Genomic DNA, 17,763 nt, shown 5'->3' on the forward strand with positions numbered 1-17,763 from the left:
TCCTAGCCTATCCGGCCACCCTGGCCTCGAGAAGACGGGCCAGTCGCGTGAGCGGAAAGAGAATGACGAAATAGATGACCGCGATCATCGTATAGGTTTCCAGAGGCCGGTAGCTCGCCGAGGTGATGAGCTGGCCCTGATAGAGAAGATCGGGAACGGCGAGGACCGAAAGCAGCGAGGTATTCTTGAGCTGCAATACGGTCTGATTGACCAATGGCGGCACCATGCGCTTCAGCGCCTGCGGCATGATGATCCGCTTCATGAGCTGGTGGCGGCGCATTCCCAGCGCCCGCCCCGCATCCCACTGGCCGAGATCGACGGAGATGATGCCGCCGCGAATGATCTCGCCATAGAAGGATGCCCCGTAGAGCGTAAGCGTGATGAAGGCGGCAACGGCGGGGGACAGCTCGATACCGGTCAGCATCGGAAGCGCGTAGTAGCACCAGACGAGCTGGACGAGCACCGGCGTGCAGCGGAATATCTCGATGAAGCCGGTTATGATCGCGTTTATGATCCGCGCCCGCGACAGGTTGGCGAGTGCGACCACGCAACCCACGGCGAGACCCGAAACGGCGGTGCAGATCGTGAAGCCGATCGTGTAGAGCGCGCCGACCCAGATCAGCCCTTTATACTGCAGCAGGAAGCCGAAATCCCAATCGTAATGCATCTATGCGCCAACCCCTTTTATCTTTCTTGTGCCGCCGGTGATCCGAACGGGCAAACACTCGCATATAGCCATCTTCCAAGCGTCAGGATGTCGAATACGGGCCGGCCGAAGCGCTGGGAGATGCTGTGCGAGAACGGCGGCAGATTGGTGCATTCCAGCACGATCGCGCCGATATCCAGTTCACGCAGGATCAGCGTCTCCACGATCTCCAGCAGCTCCGTCTCGAGCTCACCCCTCTCATAGGGCCTGCCGCCCTCGATGACGCTGTGAAACGCCCCGCCCTTCGGCAGGCCGGCGACCGGAACGGGCTCGGTCACGCCCGCCTGCTCGAAATGCTTCGCCGTCAGCGCATCGCGATCATAGGTTATGACGCCGACCCGCTGCTTTCCCGGCAGCAGGCGCTGCACGCTCGGGATCTGCATCAGGCTCGAGGTTGCCAGAGGCAGGGACAGGCGGGCGGCCAGGCGGGATTGCCGCAGGACGAGAAAACCGCATGATGTCGTCAGCGCCACGGCACCCTGCCGTTTCAGTTCCTCGCCGGCCTCCACGAACGCATCGAGAAGCGCCTCTTCCCGGCCCTCGACCACCGCACGCGCCATCGCGCCTCTGACCGTCCGGTAGAGCACGGGGAACGGCCAGCTCGCGGCATTGCCGACATCTCCGGGCGGACGCTCGAAACTGGTATCGAGCATGATGATCCCCAGAGGGGGCATACCGCTGACCTGCATGTTCGTCCATCCGGAATTCGGCCGATCGGCCCACAATGCCTCGGGAAGAGATGCCCGCCAATTCCGGCGGGCGACGGTCCCGGCTTAGAACGTCAGGCTGGAGGGGATATCCTCCGGTTTGATGTTCGCAAGATCGAGGCTCGACAAGATCCAGCCCTTCAGCGCGCCGAGAGCGCGGTTATATTCGAGCCAGTTGTCGACGAAGCGCAGGAAGCGCCCGTCCGGATCGGGACGCACGCCGGCACAGGTCGGCTGTGCGCTGATCGGCGAGGGAACGATGATCGAACCGATCTTCGGGTTCTTCTTGACGGTCGCAAGCGAGTTCATCGCCACCTGGACGGAAACGTCCGCGCGTCCCGACACGAGCGCCATCGTCACCTCGTCGAAGGTCTTCAGCGCGACCAGCGTCGCCTTGGGCAGCGCGCGCCGGGCAAAGAGATCCTGCGACGAGCCGATATCGACGGCGACGCGAACCTCCGGCTTGTCGAAATCTTCCCAGGTCTTTCCCTCGACACCCGGACGGGCAACCAGGGTGAAGGTATTGTTCATGATCGGGCGGGTGAATTCCACGACCAGGGCGCGGCTCGGCGTCGGGCTGAGACCGAACATGATGTCGATCTTGTTGGCCTGCAGGTCCAGCACGGCATTGCCCCAGGTCGTCTCGCTGATCTCGACCTCGGCCTCCAGGACCTTGGCCAGATCCTGGGCCATGCTGATGCAGAAACCCGACCACTGACCGGTGGCCAGGTCCTTGTGATAATAGGGTTCGGTACCGGGAATGCCGGCAACGCGAAGTTTCTTCGTGCGGCGAACCTTGTCGAAGGTGGATTCATAGGCGGCAGTCTGCGCGGCCGCCGGCGTGGCCAGCGCGACCGCGGCCGCCCCGGTTGCCGCAAGGCCCATCAGACCGGCAAAATCTCGTCTGTTCATCATTCTTGTTCCCCTTATTATGCTCGACATCACGCATGTTGCTTCAACGCAGGCGCCAAAGCCTTCGAGCCGCCGTTCCGTTGACTCCCAGATCGTCAAGACGGAGCGGACACCAGCCCGTTGGGCATTCGCATGGACCGTTTCATGCTTTGACTATTTTATGTGCACGCGCGGCGAAGGCACAATTTGTGGATCGAAACGCGGCAAAAGGCAAAACTTGAAAAGTCAGTTCGTCATGAGTAATCGTTATGACGAATATCGGAAAACCTTGATGCGGCGCTTTCTTCCCTCCTTGTCTGCACTCCAGGCTTTCGAAGCCGCCGCCCGCCACCGCAGCTTCACGAAAGCAGGCGAAGAGCTCGCCATGACCCAGAGCGGCATCAGCCGGCAGGTCCAGAATCTCGAGACGCTGCTCGGCATACGGCTGTTCGAACGCGTGGGCTCGCGCCTGACACTGACCAGCATCGGCAGCAAATATTTCCTGGAAATCACCCAGAGCCTCGATCGGTTGGAGGAAGTCTCGATCGATGCCGTGCGCGGCCGCAAGGTCGATACATCGCTCATGGTGGGAGCGCCGCCGACCTTGGAAACCCGATGGCTCATCCCGCGATTGGGCCGGTTCCTGACGGATCACCCCGAGATTCCGATCGAGGTCACGACCATCGGCGGCGAAGTCGATTTCGAGACCGACCGCATCGACATCGCGATCATGCGCGGTTTCGGCACATGGCCTGACGCGCGCGCCAACCTCCTCTTCGACGAAGAACTCGTCGTCGTCGCCTCGCCAAGCGTCGTCGCCCCCGAAGCCAACCATGACCCGCTGGATTTTGCCCGATATCCGATATTGCAGAATGCCAGCCGGCCCAGTCTCTGGCTTCTCTGGCTGCGTGCCTCCAAGCTCAGCTACAGCGGACAGATTCAGGGCGCGAGGTTCAATTCGAGCGAACTGCTGATCCAGGCGGCCGTCAACGGCATCGGCCTGGCGGTCGTGCCGCCGCAATTTGTCAAACGCGAAATCGAGCGCGGAGAGCTGCACACCCCTTTCGGTCCACCGGTGCGCTCCGGCGAAGCCTATTGGATCGTGCAGTCCGAACGCGAGACGCAGAGCGAGAACGCCGCCGCCTTTCGCAACTGGTTCCTGCGCGAGACCGCCAGGGAGCGCGCAAATAACCTCGCCGGCTGACCGCCCATCCCGGTGAGGCGGAGATCCACGGCGGTGTCATATGAACATCATGGGAAGCTGCCTATTGTCCCGCGTTTCTCATTCCTCGCTTTCACAGGCCCACATGTCCGATATCTCCGCCACCGCTTATCTCTCCCCCTCCGCCTCCTCCCGCCTGCGCCTCCTTGCCGAAGCAGCACTTGAAGGCGGCCGTCTGGCGCGTGACGGCATCCGCCGCCGCAAGGATGACGATCTCGTTGCAAAGGCTCCACGCGACTACCAGACCGAAATGGATGTCGCGGTCGAGCGTGCGATCGTCTCCAGACTGGCAAGGGCCTTCCCCGATTATGCCATCCAGGGCGAGGAGCAGGTGGGGGACCGCAAGGCTGCCGGCGAGGCCCCCATCATCGTCATCGATCCGATCGATGGGACGACCAACTATGCCTGGGGCATACCGCATTTCGGCCTGACCATTTCGATCGTCGAGCTGGGCAAGGTGGTCGTCGGCGTCGTCTACGATGCCATGCTGGATGAACTTTTCAGCGCCGAGGCCGGCCTTGGTGCCTATCTGAACGGCGAGCAAATCCGCTGCGTCGACAATGGCGATGTTCCAAACACGCTGATCGGCGCGGGCCTGCCCATTCCGGGCCAGGTCAAATCCGTGGATGAGGAGACCTATTTCGCCGCATTGCGGCGACTGATGGCCAACACGGCCGGCGTGCGCCGCCTGGGATCGGCGGCGCTGTCCATCGCCTATGTCGCCTGCGGCCGCCTCGACGGTTTCTTCGAGGACGGGCTCTCGCTGCATGACTACGGCGCTTCGGTGCTGCTGGTCGAGGAAGCCGGCGGGATCACGACCTCCTTTGCAGGCGGGCCGGTTCGCAGCAATGGCGACATATTGACAGCCAACAAGGCCATTCATCCCTGGCTGCTTGCCGGCCTGCGATGAGACCAGGAAAAGGGGCATGACAGCCCCTTTTTCACCTTCGCGACGATTATTCGCCCGCCAGCACCAGGGCTTCCAGCCCGACCGGATCGTCCGTGGTGATCTGATCCACCTTGAGCGCGAGCAACCGCATCACCTTCGGCAATATGGTGCTCGTCGCCTCGCGGATCGTGTAGGCATCGACCTGCCGGTCATGGGCGTGGAATGCACCGATCAGGTCATATCCTTCCGCATCGGCGAACAGCACCAGATCGTGCTCCAGATAGATCATCCGCGCCCGCGGCGAGGCCGCGACGGCACCGGCGACGAAACCGGCAAAATCCCGGCTTGCATGCAGCCGCCCGATCGCGCCATCATGGCAGGGATCATAGCCGATCGGCATGTCGGGAACGGCGCGCGACAACCGCTCGACGGCCTCGGCATCTCCCGCCGACAGGATCACCGACGATGCGACCGGCGCGATCGCCCTGGCGAAAGCGGCAATATCGCTGTCGCGGATGCCGGACGACGGCACCTTCATGTCCAGTTGCAGCACGGCCTCCGGCAAGGTCTCGCCGTCGCGGATCAGCGCCGCAAGATCCTCGATCGAAAGTACGGGATGCACCGTCTCGCTTCCGTCCCTGTCGCGTAGATGCAGACGGCCGAGTTCTGCGCACGTGGCGGCGATGACCGGTCCGTTGCCGGTGGTCGCCGGATAGAGATCCTCGTCATGCAGCACCACGAAACCGTCGTCGCCATAGCGCTGCAGATCGATTTCCGCGCTGGCACCGATCGCCATCGCTTCGGCGATCCGCTGCCGGGTGAAGGCGATATCGCCGGCGAAGCGGCGTCCGCGATGCCATTTCAGCAGGCATCGATGCCCATCCAGTTCAAGAAAGAGACCGCGGCGGTCAGACATTATGGAGCCGTCTTTCGTCATTCTGTTCCAACTCTGCGCTTGTTCGAAACACAAGCCTGTTATCACGGAACAGGAAGTGAGCGGCAACTTTTGCGTCCACCCGCATGCCCCTGGTCCAGCTCTGATCCGGCGGGGTCATCGCCTTCAGCCGCGATCCATCGGAGAAATCGACATCGACGATCTGATGCGTGCCGAAATCGATGCTGCGATGGACGATGGGCGCACCCACGCGCTCCGAGCGGCAAAGAGACAGGGCCTCCGGCCGGAAGGCAAGGACGGCTTCACCATCGTCAGCCGCAAGATCGAGCGGAAAATCCGCATGCTGGAAACGTCCGCCGACGACGGCGCCACGGACGAAATTCATCGAGCCGATGAAACCCGCGACGAATTCCGTCTGCGGCACGCGGTAGATTTCGGCCGGCGGGGCGACCTGCTCGGTCTTGCCGTCGCGCATGACGACGATGCGATCGGCCAGCGCCAAGGCCTCATCCTGCCCGTGGGTCACGAAAAGCGTGGTGATGCCGAGCCGCTGCTGGATTTCCTTCACCTCCTCGCGCAGGCGTTCGCGCAGATGCTGGTCGAGGCTGGCGAAGGGCTCGTCGAGCAGCAGGATCTTCGGCTCGAGGACCAGCGAGCGGGCAAGCGCGACGCGCTGCTGCTGCCCGCCGGAAAGCTGCGTCGTGTGACGCGTGCCGTAGCCAGACAGGCCGATCATCGCGAGGGCATCTTCGACCTTCTCGCGAATCTCGGCCTTCGGCAGATGCCGCAGCTTCAACCCGAATGCGATATTGTCGAACACAGTCATATGCGTCCAGAGGGCATGGCTCTGGAACACCATGCCGGTCGGACGCTTCTCCGGCGGCAGCGAGGTGACATCCCTGGCATCGATCAGGATCGAGCCGCCGCTCGGGCGCTCGAAACCGCCGATCATACGCAACAGCGTGGATTTTCCCGAGCCGGAAGGACCGAGCAGGCAGACCAGCTCCCCGTCCTCCACATCGAGCGAGAAATCGTGGACCGCGAAGGAAGCGCCGAAGCTCTTCGAGACACCCTTGATGGTCAGACGCGACATGTCATTCCCTTCCCGGACCCTGGAGGCCCGTATTCGAGTGCCACCGAGGTCTCATGCGCCGAATCCCCTTGCAAAGGCACCGGTTCCGATCACGCGGCGGGCAAACATCAGGGCGATGAAGGACGGCACCCACAGCATCACCGACAGGACGGCGCCATATTGCACGACGATCTGGCTGTTGATGAAATTGATCATCAGCACGGGCATGGTCTTGATTTGCGGCGCGCCGATCAGCCATGCGCCTTCGGTTTCGTAGAAGGTGCTGACGAAGGTCAGCAGCAATGCGGCGGCGATCGTTGGGGCCGCCTGCGGCAGGGTGATCGACCAGAAGACACGCACAGGCCCGGCCCCGGCATCGCGCGCCGCCTCTTCCATATGCTTGTCGACATTCTGGAAGGCGGCGACCGGAATCCAGATCATCAGCATCAGCGTGCCGACGAGCTGGATCAGCACGACGCCCCAGAAGGTGCTGATCAACCCAAGCTTCAGGAAGATACCGGCGATGGCGACCAGCAGGCCGAATTTCGGGAAGGCATGCGAGGCGAGAAAAGACAGGAAAAGGACATCGCGCCCCGGAAATCGCATGCGGGCAAAGGCATAGGCGGCCGGTAGGCAGATGACCGCGGATAGAAAGGTGACGGTGGCCGTCAGCCTGAGGCTGAGAAAAAGGGCATCCCAGACGTCGGTGCGCGAAAGGGTCTGGTGCCAGAAACGAAGGCCGAATTGCTGCGGGACAAGCGCGGGGTAGCGCCAGACCTCGCTGAATGCCCAGACGCCGACGACGAGAAGCGGCAGGACGATGATCACGGTCAGGACGACCGCGAAGACAATGCCGGGCCAATCCATGCGGGATGCAAACGGCCGGCGGAGGGGCAGCAGTCCGGATGCGCTCATCGGCTCCCTCCCCGGTTCCTGGCGATCGAACGCACGTAGAAAATCCCGAAGGCCAAGCAGAAGCCGAAGGTCACGACGGCCTGGGTCAGCGCATTCAGCGGATCGTTGTTGTCGCCGAAGGTGCGCTGCATGAAGGGACCCATCATTTCCGGCGAAGCCCGCCCGAGCATGTAGGGCAGGGTAAACGCCGAGAAAATGCCGAGGACGGCGAAGGAACCCGTCACCAGCAGCGAATTGCCCATGCGCGGCAGGATGATCGAGACGAAGACGCGCAAGGGCGAGGCACCGACATCGCGCGCCGCCTCCACCGAACTGTTGGAGATGGTGCCGAGCCCCGCCGTCAGCATCAGCACCGTCAGCGGCAGATTATCCCATACGAGACCGATCACCGGTCCCCAGGGTGTCAGATAGGGTGTGGGAAGCTTCGGCAGGCCGACGGCGTTGAGAATCAGATCGACGGCGCCATTCGGGCCGATGGTGCGGATCAGCGCATAGGACAGGATGATCGACGGCACGAACATCGGAAAAATCGCCAGGGCCTGCACATAGGCGGCCAGCCGCCCGCGCGAAAAGCGCAGGTAAAGCGCAATCGGCAGGCCGATCGCGATCAGCAGCGCGCCGCAAACCGCCGTGGTCCATAAAGTCAGCAACAGATTGGCAAGACTGTAACCATCGGTGAAGAAGAAGCGGTAGGAGGCGACGGAAAGAGTGAGGTCGCCGTCCGCTCCGCGCACGAGAAGCGTCGTCAGCACGGCCGCGACGATCGGATAGATGATCAGCCAGACCACCAGCAGGACCGGCACGGCGACCAGCGCCAGCCCCACGAGCTTTCCGCTCCATTCCGACGCATGTACACGCGCCGGCGCTGCCCTTGCCGCGACGTCGGACATCAGGTGCGGCTGATGTTCGGCGCGACGTTGCGATACCAGCCGTCATTGACGGCCTTTTCCCAATCTCCGCTCGGGAAAGTGGGGATGCTGGCGGGAATGACGTCGGCATATTTCTGGCGCAGCTCATCGGAAAGATGATCCCAGGAAATGCCAGGGAAACCACCGATCTCGGTGATGATGGCTTCCTGCATCTCCTTGGTGAGCATGAAGGCCGCGAGCTTCAGCGCCGCATCCCTGTGGGCACCGTTCGAGAAGACCGTCATGCGGGAAAAATCGCCGCACAGCGCCAGATCGGTGAGCTGCACGAGACCTGTCGTCTCCGGCAAGACGCCCTGCGAAATCGCCTGCAACACCTGATCCGACCAGACCGGCGTCATCGTGACCACGCCCTGGGCAAGCAACTGGATCGACTGGGTGTTGCCGGCCGTATAGGCGCCGTGGTCGTAGAGCGAGGGAGCAAGGTCGGCGAGAAGTTTCCATGCCGGCGTCAGCATCGCCTCGCCGGCCGCGGCCGAATAATTGTCGACGGTGAATTTCTTCAGGTCGCGGCCATTGACCTCATGGATGGCGCGGCGGACGAAATTGCCGCCCGAACCGCCCTTGTCGGGGCGGTTATAGATGAATTGACCCGGATTGGCCTTGATCCAGGCGACGAGCGCCTCCCAGCTCTTCGGCGCCTGCGCCGGATCGAGCCTGGTCTTGTCATAGGCGAGCAGGACCTGCGATCCGCGATAGGGCAGAGAAAACTCGCTGTCTTTGGCCAGCGGATTGACAGTATCGAAGCCGGGAATGTTTGCCGCCGACAGCTTTACCCAAAGCCCGGCATCGGCGCCGCCCGTCGGCAGACGCGGATTGAAATGCTCGAACATGTCGGCCTGCGGATCGGTCTTGGTCTGGAGAGCCGCGAGAGCCCGGTCGGCGATGGCGCGAAGGCCGTTATTGTCGCCGGCATCGGTGACCTTGACGCCGAGATCCGGATAGGCCTTCGCAAAGGCCGGCAGCACGATGTTGCTCCAGAAGTCGATGATGTTCTGATCCGAGCCGCTGTAGAGGTTGATGACCTCGCCGGTGGCAAAAGCCAGGCGCGGCACCGCCAGGGCACCTGCGGCCGCGGAAAACGTGATGAGAAATTCGCGCCTGTTCATGGGCCTTCTCCATCTCTTGACTTGCGCGCGACTGCGCTGGATGGGCCCTGCTAACGCCGGCGCATGACAGCCCTGTGACAGAGCGGGCAGGATCGGCACCTTGCCCCGGCGGACGGCGTAATATGGCTAATTCGACCACTCTTCGACCAAAAATGGATAGTCGCGGCGCCGCAAACCCGATCGCGGCGACGGCGATCAGCCTTGGACGGAATCGCCGGTCAGGATGATGGAATCATGCGCCTCACGCATCGCATTGGCCGAGTTGCGCACCACTTCGGCGATCTCGAGAAACTGCTTGGCCAGCGGGCTTGTCTTGCGCCAGATCATGCCGATCGTGCGCGAGGGCTGCAGGTTCTGAAAGCGGGCGACGGACACCGAGGCCGAGCGTGTCTCCACCGCCACCGCCATTTCCGGAATGAGGGTGACGCCGATCCCGGCGCTGACCATCTGTACCAGCGTCGACAGCGAACTGCCGTCCATCAATTCGCGCGGTGCCGACGGCACGTTGCAGAAGGACAGCGCCTGCTCGCGGAAACAATGGCCCTCCTCCAGCAAAAGCAGCCGCATTTCGCGCAGCGCCTCGCGATTGGGCACCGGCTTGCCCTCGTCCTCGCTCGGCCGGACCAGCACGAAATTCTCCGAAAACAGCGCGACCTCGGTGAGGGCCGGCTCGGAGACCGGCAGCGCGACGATAGCCGCGTCGAGCCGGCCCTCCGCCAGTTCCTGCACGAGCTTCGAGGTCAAGGTCTCGCGGACATGGATGTCGAGCCCGTCATGCATGCGGGTGAGGTTGCCGATGATGGCGGGCAGCAGATAGGGAGCGATCGTCGGGATGACGCCGATCCGCAGCCTCCCCACCAGCCTGTCCTGCGAGGCGCGCGCCAGGTCCTCCAGCTCGTCGACGGAGCGCAGGATGCCGCGAACACGCAGCGCGAAGGCCTCTCCGAAACTGGTGAGCCGGACCTGGCGCGCGCCTCTTTCGAAGAGCTCCGTGCCCAGCGATTCCTCCAGTTCCTTGATCTGCATCGACAAAGCAGGCTGCGAGATCGCGCAGACATCCGCCGCGCGTCCGAAGTGACCGTGCCGTGCCAAAGCCTCGAAATAGCGAAGCTGCTTGAGTGTAAGGTTCATCATAACCTTATCTTATCGCGGCAATCAGTAAATCCAACTTAAATTAATGGAAAGGCTTGGCTATGGTGTTCGAAGCAGAGATGAGAAGCGTCACTGTCATATCCGGTCGCTACCATGGCCGATGACGGTGCGCGAACTATCTATGTCCAGACCATCCCGAACGCCGAAGCCCAAGTTCGTTCGTTTCGGGACGGTCACTCCAGGCCAGTTCAATCAAAGAATCCCAAGGGAGAGAACTATGAATTCGAAAGTCGAGACAACGGGCAAGTGTCCAGTGGCACATACGCACACGGCCCATGGCGGCCGGTCGAACCGGGACTGGTGGCCGAACCAGCTCAACCTGAAGATTCTCCACCAGCATTCCTCGCTGTCGACGCCGCTGGGTGCGGCCTTCAATTATGCCGAAGAATTCAAGAAGCTCGACCTGCAGGCACTGAAGCAGGACCTGCATGCCCTGATGACGGATTCGCAGGACTGGTGGCCGGCCGATTTCGGCCATTACGGTCCGCTCTTCATCCGCATGGCCTGGCACAGCGCCGGCACCTACCGCACCGGCGACGGCCGTGGCGGCGCCGGTGCCGGACAGCAGCGTTTCGCGCCGCTGAACAGCTGGCCGGATAACGTCAACCTCGACAAGGCCCGCCGCCTGCTCTGGCCGATCAAGCAGAAATACGGCAACCGCATCTCCTGGGCCGATCTGATGATCCTCACCGGCAACGTCGCCCTCGAATCGATGGGCTTCAAGACCTTCGGCTTCGCCGGCGGCCGTCCCGACGTCTGGGAGCCGGAAGAGGACGTCTACTGGGGTGCGGAAGACACCTGGCTCGCCGACAAGCGCTATTCGGGCGAACGCGACCTCGAAAAGCCGCTGGCTGCCGTGCAGATGGGCCTGATCTACGTCAATCCGGAAGGCCCGAACGGTAATCCCGATCCGCTCGCCGCCGCTCGCGACATCCGCGAGACCTTCGCGCGCATGGCCATGAACGACGAGGAGACCGTCGCTCTGATCGCCGGCGGCCACACCTTCGGCAAGACGCATGGCGCCGGCGACGCCGCCCATGTCGGCGTCGAGCCGGAAGGCGCCGGCATCGAGGAACAGGGTCTCGGCTGGACCAGTACCTTCAAAACCGGCAAGGGCGGCGACGCCATCGGCAGCGGCCTGGAAGTCATCTGGACGACGACGCCGACCAAATGGAGCAACAACTTCTTCTGGAACCTGTTCGGCTACGAATGGGAACTGACGAAGAGCCCGGCCGGCGCGCATCAGTGGACCCCGAAGCATGGCGCCGGCGCCGGCACGGTGCCGGACGCGCACGACACCTCCAAGCGTCATGCGCCCGCCATGCTGACCACCGACCTCGCGCTGCGCTTCGATCCGGCCTATGAGAAGATCGCCCGCCGCTTCTTCGAAAATCCGGATCAGTTCGCCGACGCCTTCGCACGCGCCTGGTTCAAGCTCACCCACCGCGACATGGGGCCGCGCGTTCGCTACCTTGGCCCGGAAGTGCCGGCGGAAGAGCTGATCTGGCAGGATCCGATCCCGGCGGTCGACCATCCGCTGATCGACGCGAAGGACATCGCCGAACTCAAGGGCAAGATCCTCGCATCGGGCCTCAGCATCCCGCAGCTGGTCTCGACCGCCTGGGCCTCGGCCTCGACCTTCCGCGGCTCCGACAAGCGCGGCGGCGCCAATGGCGCACGCATTCGCCTCGCGCCGCAGAAGGACTGGGAGGTCAACCAGCCGGCCCAGCTCGCCACCGTACTGGAGACGCTGGAAGGCATCCAGAAGGCCTTCAACGATGCGCAGTCCGGCGGCAAGAAAGTGTCGCTCGCCGACCTGATCGTGCTGGGCGGCGCTGCCGCGATCGAAAAGGCCGCCAAGAATGCCGGTCACGAGATCGAGGTTCCCTTCACGCCGGGCCGCACCGACGCGACGCAGGAACAGACGGATGTGGACTCCTTCGCCGTTCTCGAGCCGATCGCCGACGGCTTCCGCAACTACCAGAAGGGTGAATATGCGATCTCGCCCGAGGAACTGCTGATCGACAAGGCGCAGCTGCTGACGCTGACCGCGCCGGAATTGACCGTGCTGGTCGGCGGCCTGCGCGTGCTGAACGCCAATGCCGGCCAGTCCCAGCACGGCGTCTTCACGACGCGCCCGGAAACGCTGACCAACGACTTCTTCGTCAACCTGCTCGACATGGGCACGGCGTGGAAGGCGTCGGCGGACTCGAAGTACGTCTTCGAGGGACGCGACCGCAATACGGGCGACATCAAGTGGACCGGCACCCGCGCCGACCTCGTCTTTGGCTCGAACTCGCAACTGCGCGCTCTTGCCGAAGTCTATGGCCAGAGCGACACCCAGGAAAAGTTCGTGCGCGACTTCGTGGCGGCCTGGACCAAGGTGACGAACGCCGATCGTTTCGATCTCGTCTGATCCCGATCAAGACCGTTGGGGGCGCGGCTGGAAATCAGCCGCGCCCCCAAATGATTCCACGGGAACAGTTCAGCATTTCACGGAACGCTTGAACCCGTCATGTCCGAGCAGCTCCGGACCGAAAGCCTCTCATCCGTCAGGCCCGCTTCAGCCTCCAGCTTCTGACCTCGAAGGGCAGGATATCCGGCCCGGCCGCGCGCTCGGCCGTCTCTTCCATCAGGTTGACGGTTTCGGCAATCCGCCAGCCGCTTGCGGGTGCGATCTCCAGCCCGCCGCGCCGGCCGGCCGGTTCGTAGACGCGCAGGACCAGCCCATCGCCATCCTCCGCCGGCTTGATGGCCGACAGCGCGACCGGCGTGCCGGTCACGGCGAGCGGCGCAAAGCTGGCGGACGCGAGACCAGCAGCGGTTGCGACGGCGAGCGGCTGGTTCAGGTCGTCCGCCTCCTCGCGCACGCCGCCGGAATGCCATTCGCCGGCATGCGGCAACAGCGCATAAGTGAAACGCTGTTCGCCCTCATCGGCCAGAGGATCGGGATAAACAGGCCCGCGCACCAGGCTGATGCCGAGCACGTTCTCACGGACGCTGTGGCCATATTTGGCATCATTCAGCAGGGCGACGCCGAAATCCGGTTCGCTCAGATCGATGAAGCGATGGGCGGCGGCCTCGAACATCGCCGCGTCCCAGCTCGTATTGGTGTGGGTGGGGCGGCTGACGATGCCATAGGCGCATTCGAATGTCGCCGTGCGCGAGCGCACCGCGACCGGGCTCAGCGACCGCAATAGGGTACGGCGGTCGTGCCAGTCGATATGGGTCTCGATATCGAGACGCCGGGCATTGGCGGTCAGCACATAAAGCTGCGTGACAGTGGAATCGCGATAGCGATGGACCACCTTGATCGCGGCGCGGTGCGGTCCGTTCTCGACCAACGCGATGCTCTCGGGCCGGTCGAGCCGGACGCCTTTCTCCGCATAGTCGGCATCGATATCCCATGCATCCCAGTTGCGCGGCTTGTCGACGGGATAGACCCAGAGCTGGTTGGCGGGTCCAGCGAGCGCCTCGCGGCCGGTGGCCTTGTGCACGAGGCTCCGGACCGCGCCATCGGCGCCGATGATCGCCAGCAGATGCTCATTTTCCAGCCTGTCGGCCCCCGCCCGCAATCCTTCGGATGGTTTCAATGCAGTGCGGTCCAGCACCTGAACGGACAACGGCGCGATGATGTCGCCGGTCGAAAGAACCGTGCCGTCGGCCAGGGTGGCGCGAAGCGGCCGGGCATCCAGCGACGGATTGGCAACGACCAGCGCATCGGCGATATCGCCCTTGGCAAGCGTCGCCACGATCATGCTCATCGCGCTTTTCTGCGCGGCGCCGGCATGCGCGATCACCTCGGAAAGCTCGCGCTCGGCATCCTGATAGACCTCGCGGATGCTCGATCCCGGCAGGATGTCGTGGAATTCGTTCTTCAGCGTCACGCGCCAGTCCGCTTCCAGGCTTTGCGGCGCGGCGGCACCCGCGACATGGGCGATGGAGGCCAGGGTTTCCGCTGTTATCAGAGCCCGCTCGGCCCGGCGATGCAGCCGCTTGACGCCGCTCTGGCTGGTGAGCGTCGCCCGGTGCAGTTCGAGATAGATCTCGCCCGACCAGATCGGCAGGTGTTTTTCCCCGGCCGTCCGATGGGCGCCCTCGAAGAAATCGGCGACCTTGCCCCAGCGCGTCTTCGGAATGGCCGGGAAGTCGCGCAGCTGCGCCTCGCGCTCCACCATTTCCGGCGTCACGCCGCCGCCGCCGTCGCCATAACCGACGGCCAGAAGCGATGTGTCGTGCAGCGTCTTTGCGCGGAAATTCTTCCAGGTCGGCAGGAAGCAGTCCGGGCGGACGAAGCCGTTATAGCCCTCCATCGGATTGTTGAAGACATGCGCCAGCACGCGGCTGCCGTCGAGCCCTTCCCACCAGAAGAGATCGTAGGGGAAGCGGTTGGTCTCGCTCCAATTGACCTTGATCGTAAAGAAGCTCTCGATCCCGCCCTGGCGCAGCAATTGCGGCAGCGCGCCGGAAAAACCGAAGCAATCCGGCAGCCAGCAGACCTTGTGCCGCGCGCCGAAAGTCTTCTCGAAATAGCGCTGGCCATAGAGGATCTGCCGCACCAGGCTTTCGCCGGTCGGCATGTTCGTATCCGGCTCCACCCACATGCCGCCGATCACCTCCCAGCTGCCGTCGACGACCTTCTGCTTGATGCGGGCAAGCAGCGCCGGATCATCCGCCTCCATCTGCGCGTAATAATGCGCCGTCGACTGGTTGAAGCGGAAATCGGGCGAGCGCTCCATCAGCGACAGTGCCGTATGGAAGGTACGGCGCATCTTGCGGCGCGTTTCGTCATAGGGCCACAGCCAGGCGAGATCGATATGGGCATGGCCGGTGAGCAGCAGCTCGCCATTCTGAGGATAGCGCTGTTGCAGCGTTCTCAGACGGGCAAGAAGTTCGTCATGGGCGCCGACCACCGTCGCCCGGTCGCCCTCGGACAGGGGCGCGGGGTTTTCGATCAGCTCCGGCAATTGCCAGATCTTCTGCTGCAGTTCGGCATTGGCCGTGCGGGCGACGTAAGGGAGCGTCGCGGACGGCCAGTCGAGGCCGAGCAGCGCCGCCTCGGCGGCATCCATCATATGCGGCACGGCCTCATGATCGCCGAGCGCCTCGATGGCTTCCACGATCTGGCGCAGCAGCAGGTGCAGCCGATGCACGGGAAGATCCAGCCAGGCAAGCCGCGCCCGGTTGAGCTTCGGCTGCCGGTTCGGTTCGCCGAAGGGGAAGCGGGCGACGCTGTCGGTCGCGACCGAGAAGCTGCGGCTCTTGAGCGGGAATTCCTGGTGATAGGGATCAAGGCCGAAGCTCTCGCTTTCCCCTTCGGCGAAAGTCAGCGTGATCAGGCTCTCACCACCGAGATCGAGCTGCAGCCGCGTCTCCTCCAGCGGCCAATCGGCCGGCACCGCCGCCTTCGCGGCAAAATGCACCACGCCCTTGCGATACGGCCAGGCCTGGCCGATGCCGATGGCCTCTCCGTCGAATGTCCAGCCGTCGACCGGTGTGACGGCACGCTCGCGCCAATGGCTGAGTTCTGCGGTACGTACCTTGAGACGGTCCAGTCGCTGGGCAATGGTAAGCTGCATGACATGTCCTACAGGGTTGATGTCGAGCCAGGCGATCGGCCGCCATGGCATCGAGAATGAGACAGACAAGACAAGGAGTTGGGACGCTGGCCTCGAGAAGGGCTCAGGCGATTACGGCCGGCGCAGCTGGCAGGAACAGGCTATCGCAACTGCGTCCCATGGCCGGAATCTCGATGGTGGCGCTCATTCGACAGTCTCCTCCTCTGCGTGACGCAGATAGAGAGTATGGTGAAGAGCGGCCGGATGACCAGTCAAAATGGAAACAAAATTTCAGGCTTGGCGCCGCACCCCCCGCCCGGCGGCGGGCTGCGTCGAAGCGACGCATGACCTTCGTTACGCGCGGGAATGCGGGGCGGGGCAGGCAAGATGCCCCGCCTTGGTTACTCAATGCCGCGGTATGCGCGGCAGGAAGATCGTGAACAGGCCGAGCAGCGGCAGGTAGGAGCAGACCGTATAGACGAAGGCAATGCCGTGCGTGTCGGCGAAATCGCCGAGGGCCGCGGCGCCGAGGCCACCGGCTCCGAAGGCGAAGCCGAAGAAGATGCCGCCGATCAGGCCGACGCGGCCAGGGATCAGTTCCTGCGCGAAGACCACGATCGCCGGGAAGGCGGAGGCAAAAACCAGCCCGATGACGACGGTCAGGACGCAGGTCCAGAAGAGATCCGCATAGGGCATCATCAGCGCGAAGGGGATGACGCCGAGGATCGAGAACCAGATGACGAAGCGCGCGCCCAGCCGGTCTCCGACCGGGCCGCCGAGGATCGTGCCCGCCGCAACCGAGCCGAGGAACAGGAACAGCATCAGCTGCGCGTCGCGCACGCCGAGATGGAACTTGTCGATGACGTAGAAGGTGAAATAGCTGGATATGCTGGCCATGTAGACGTTCTTCGTCGCCGTCAGCAGGATCAGGATCGCCAATGCCCAGATGGCCTTGTTGCGCGCGATCGGCAGGGCGCGGCTGGGGGCCGGACGCGCCGCCTGCTGGCGGCGATGGTTGACGTACCAGGTGCCGACCCAGCTCAGGACGATGAAACCGATAACCGCCAGGACGGAGAGCCAGGCGACGCTCGACTGCCCATGCTGGAGCACGAAGAAGGCGGCGATCAGCGGCCCGATGGCGGAGCCGGCATTGCCGCCGAGCTGGAAGAGCGACTGCGCCAGGCCATGGCGTCCGCCGGAGGCGAGCCGCGCCACGCGTGACGCCTCCGGATGGAACACCGCCGAGCCGAAGCCGATGAGGCTCGCGGCAACCAGCAGCATGCCGAAACTGCCGGCGTGACCGAGCATGATCAGCCCCAGGAAGGTGCTGATCATGCCCACGGGCAACGAATAGGGCATCGGCCATTTGTCGGTGACGATGCCGACCACCGGCTGCAGCAGCGACGCCGTGATCTGGAACATCATCGTCAAGAGCCCGATCTGGACGAAATCGAGCGCATAATTTTCCCGGAACATCGGATAGAGCGAGGTCAGCAGCGACTGCATGATGTCGTTCAACAGATGACAGCCGCTGACCGCCACCACGATCGATATTGTCGTCTTCTCAAATCGGGCCTGCGTGCCCGAAAATGCCGCAACCATTGGGGATTCCTTCCTGAGCCGGCCGATTTTTTCAGCCGTGCCGTTTGACTAGCCTTTTACACGGCTTGCGGGTGACCTTCTTTCGTGTTTTGGTCCTATTCTTTCGCGATCGGGCCAAA

14 protein-coding genes are annotated in these 17,763 nt (G+C 63.4%); 3 read left to right on the forward strand and 11 right to left on the reverse strand.

Features of this window, described 5'->3' with window-relative positions:
- Positions 1-7 precede the first annotated feature (7 nt).
- The 3 genes from FHX11_RS14830 to FHX11_RS14840 form a co-directional block, all read right to left on the reverse strand.
- Positions 8-667, reverse strand: a complete 660-nt coding sequence (locus tag FHX11_RS14830; protein ID WP_184358406.1) for an amino acid ABC transporter permease — start codon at positions 665-667, stop codon at positions 8-10.
- A 17-nt stretch (positions 668-684) separates the two neighbouring features.
- Positions 685-1,395, reverse strand: coding sequence for an aspartate/glutamate racemase family protein (locus FHX11_RS14835; protein ID WP_184358407.1), 711 nt, complete (start codon positions 1,393-1,395; stop codon positions 685-687).
- Positions 1,396-1,479: 84 nt separating this feature from the next.
- On the reverse strand, positions 1,480-2,328 hold the full coding sequence (locus FHX11_RS14840; RefSeq protein WP_184358408.1) for a transporter substrate-binding domain-containing protein: 849 nt from the start codon (positions 2,326-2,328) through the stop codon (positions 1,480-1,482).
- A 268-nt stretch (positions 2,329-2,596) separates the two neighbouring features.
- Here FHX11_RS14840 and FHX11_RS14845 point away from each other — a divergent pair, with 268 nt between their 5' ends.
- Positions 2,597-3,508: a LysR substrate-binding domain-containing protein gene (locus FHX11_RS14845; RefSeq protein WP_184358409.1), complete on the forward strand. Its 912-nt coding sequence runs from the start codon at positions 2,597-2,599 to the stop codon at positions 3,506-3,508.
- A gap of 103 nt (positions 3,509-3,611) precedes the next feature.
- Positions 3,612-4,436 (forward strand): inositol monophosphatase family protein, encoded by an 825-nt coding sequence (locus FHX11_RS14850; protein ID WP_184358410.1) that lies wholly within the window; start codon positions 3,612-3,614, stop codon positions 4,434-4,436.
- A 46-nt stretch (positions 4,437-4,482) separates the two neighbouring features.
- On the opposite strand, the gene FHX11_RS14855 is transcribed toward FHX11_RS14850, so the two are convergent.
- The 6 genes from FHX11_RS14855 to FHX11_RS14880 form a co-directional block, all read right to left on the reverse strand.
- Positions 4,483-5,331, reverse strand: coding sequence for a glycerophosphodiester phosphodiesterase family protein (locus FHX11_RS14855; RefSeq protein WP_184358411.1), 849 nt, complete (start codon positions 5,329-5,331; stop codon positions 4,483-4,485).
- Complete coding sequence (locus tag FHX11_RS14860) at positions 5,324-6,403, reverse strand: ABC transporter ATP-binding protein (RefSeq protein WP_184358412.1); 1,080 nt, start codon at positions 6,401-6,403, stop codon at positions 5,324-5,326. The genes FHX11_RS14855 and FHX11_RS14860 overlap by 8 nt, the downstream gene beginning before the upstream one ends.
- 51 nt (positions 6,404-6,454) lie before the next feature.
- Positions 6,455-7,297, reverse strand: coding sequence for an ABC transporter permease subunit (locus FHX11_RS14865; protein ID WP_184358413.1), 843 nt, complete (start codon positions 7,295-7,297; stop codon positions 6,455-6,457).
- Positions 7,294-8,187 (reverse strand): ABC transporter permease subunit, encoded by an 894-nt coding sequence (locus FHX11_RS14870; RefSeq protein WP_184358414.1) that lies wholly within the window; start codon positions 8,185-8,187, stop codon positions 7,294-7,296. Before FHX11_RS14870 ends, FHX11_RS14865 begins: the two co-directional genes overlap by 4 nt.
- Complete coding sequence (locus tag FHX11_RS14875) at positions 8,187-9,332, reverse strand: extracellular solute-binding protein (protein ID WP_184358415.1); 1,146 nt, start codon at positions 9,330-9,332, stop codon at positions 8,187-8,189. The genes FHX11_RS14870 and FHX11_RS14875 overlap by 1 nt, the downstream gene beginning before the upstream one ends.
- A gap of 195 nt (positions 9,333-9,527) precedes the next feature.
- Positions 9,528-10,466 carry a hydrogen peroxide-inducible genes activator gene (locus FHX11_RS14880; RefSeq protein ID WP_184358416.1) on the reverse strand — a complete coding sequence of 313 codons (939 nt, stop codon included), beginning with the start codon at positions 10,464-10,466 and terminating at the stop codon, positions 9,528-9,530.
- 235 nt (positions 10,467-10,701) lie between these two features.
- Here FHX11_RS14880 and katG point away from each other — a divergent pair, with 235 nt between their 5' ends.
- Complete coding sequence (katG, locus tag FHX11_RS14885) at positions 10,702-12,900, forward strand: catalase/peroxidase HPI (protein ID WP_184358417.1); 2,199 nt, start codon at positions 10,702-10,704, stop codon at positions 12,898-12,900.
- Between the two features lie 136 nt (positions 12,901-13,036).
- On the opposite strand, the gene FHX11_RS14890 is transcribed toward katG, so the two are convergent.
- Both FHX11_RS14890 and FHX11_RS14895 read right to left on the reverse strand, forming a co-directional pair.
- Entirely contained in the window at positions 13,037-16,063 is a 3,027-nt protein-coding gene (locus FHX11_RS14890; RefSeq protein ID WP_184358418.1) for a glycoside hydrolase family 38 C-terminal domain-containing protein, read from the reverse strand.
- 384 nt (positions 16,064-16,447) lie between these two features.
- Positions 16,448-17,644, reverse strand: coding sequence for an MFS transporter (locus tag FHX11_RS14895; protein WP_184358419.1), 1,197 nt, complete (start codon positions 17,642-17,644; stop codon positions 16,448-16,450).
- Positions 17,645-17,763: the final 119 nt, after the last annotated feature.

It is taken from the genome of Rhizobium sp. BK602 (genome assembly GCF_014195095.1).
In the GTDB taxonomy this organism is placed as follows: domain Bacteria; phylum Pseudomonadota; class Alphaproteobacteria; order Rhizobiales; family Rhizobiaceae; genus Rhizobium.

What these genes read in the sequence shown, in the direction of transcription:
- FHX11_RS14895 (WP_184358419.1), bottom strand. Translation starts at nt 17,644, where the DNA reads ATGGTTGCGGCATTTTCGGGCACGCAGGCCCGATTTGAGAAGACGACA.
- FHX11_RS14870 (WP_184358414.1), bottom strand. Translation starts at nt 8,187, where the DNA reads ATGTCCGACGTCGCGGCAAGGGCAGCGCCGGCGCGTGTACATGCGTCG.
- FHX11_RS14875 (WP_184358415.1), bottom strand. Translation starts at nt 9,332, where the DNA reads ATGAACAGGCGCGAATTTCTCATCACGTTTTCCGCGGCCGCAGGTGCC.
- katG (WP_184358417.1), top strand. Translation starts at nt 10,702, where the DNA reads ATGAATTCGAAAGTCGAGACAACGGGCAAGTGTCCAGTGGCACATACG.
- FHX11_RS14855 (WP_184358411.1), bottom strand. Translation starts at nt 5,331, where the DNA reads ATGTCTGACCGCCGCGGTCTCTTTCTTGAACTGGATGGGCATCGATGC.
- FHX11_RS14845 (WP_184358409.1), top strand. Translation starts at nt 2,597, where the DNA reads ATGCGGCGCTTTCTTCCCTCCTTGTCTGCACTCCAGGCTTTCGAAGCC.
- FHX11_RS14840 (WP_184358408.1), bottom strand. Translation starts at nt 2,328, where the DNA reads ATGATGAACAGACGAGATTTTGCCGGTCTGATGGGCCTTGCGGCAACC.
- FHX11_RS14880 (WP_184358416.1), bottom strand. Translation starts at nt 10,466, where the DNA reads ATGATGAACCTTACACTCAAGCAGCTTCGCTATTTCGAGGCTTTGGCA.
- FHX11_RS14890 (WP_184358418.1), bottom strand. Translation starts at nt 16,063, where the DNA reads ATGCAGCTTACCATTGCCCAGCGACTGGACCGTCTCAAGGTACGTACC.
- FHX11_RS14865 (WP_184358413.1), bottom strand. Translation starts at nt 7,297, where the DNA reads ATGAGCGCATCCGGACTGCTGCCCCTCCGCCGGCCGTTTGCATCCCGC.
- FHX11_RS14835 (WP_184358407.1), bottom strand. Translation starts at nt 1,395, where the DNA reads ATGCAGGTCAGCGGTATGCCCCCTCTGGGGATCATCATGCTCGATACC.
- FHX11_RS14850 (WP_184358410.1), top strand. Translation starts at nt 3,612, where the DNA reads ATGTCCGATATCTCCGCCACCGCTTATCTCTCCCCCTCCGCCTCCTCC.
- FHX11_RS14830 (WP_184358406.1), bottom strand. Translation starts at nt 667, where the DNA reads ATGCATTACGATTGGGATTTCGGCTTCCTGCTGCAGTATAAAGGGCTG.
- FHX11_RS14860 (WP_184358412.1), bottom strand. Translation starts at nt 6,403, where the DNA reads ATGTCGCGTCTGACCATCAAGGGTGTCTCGAAGAGCTTCGGCGCTTCC.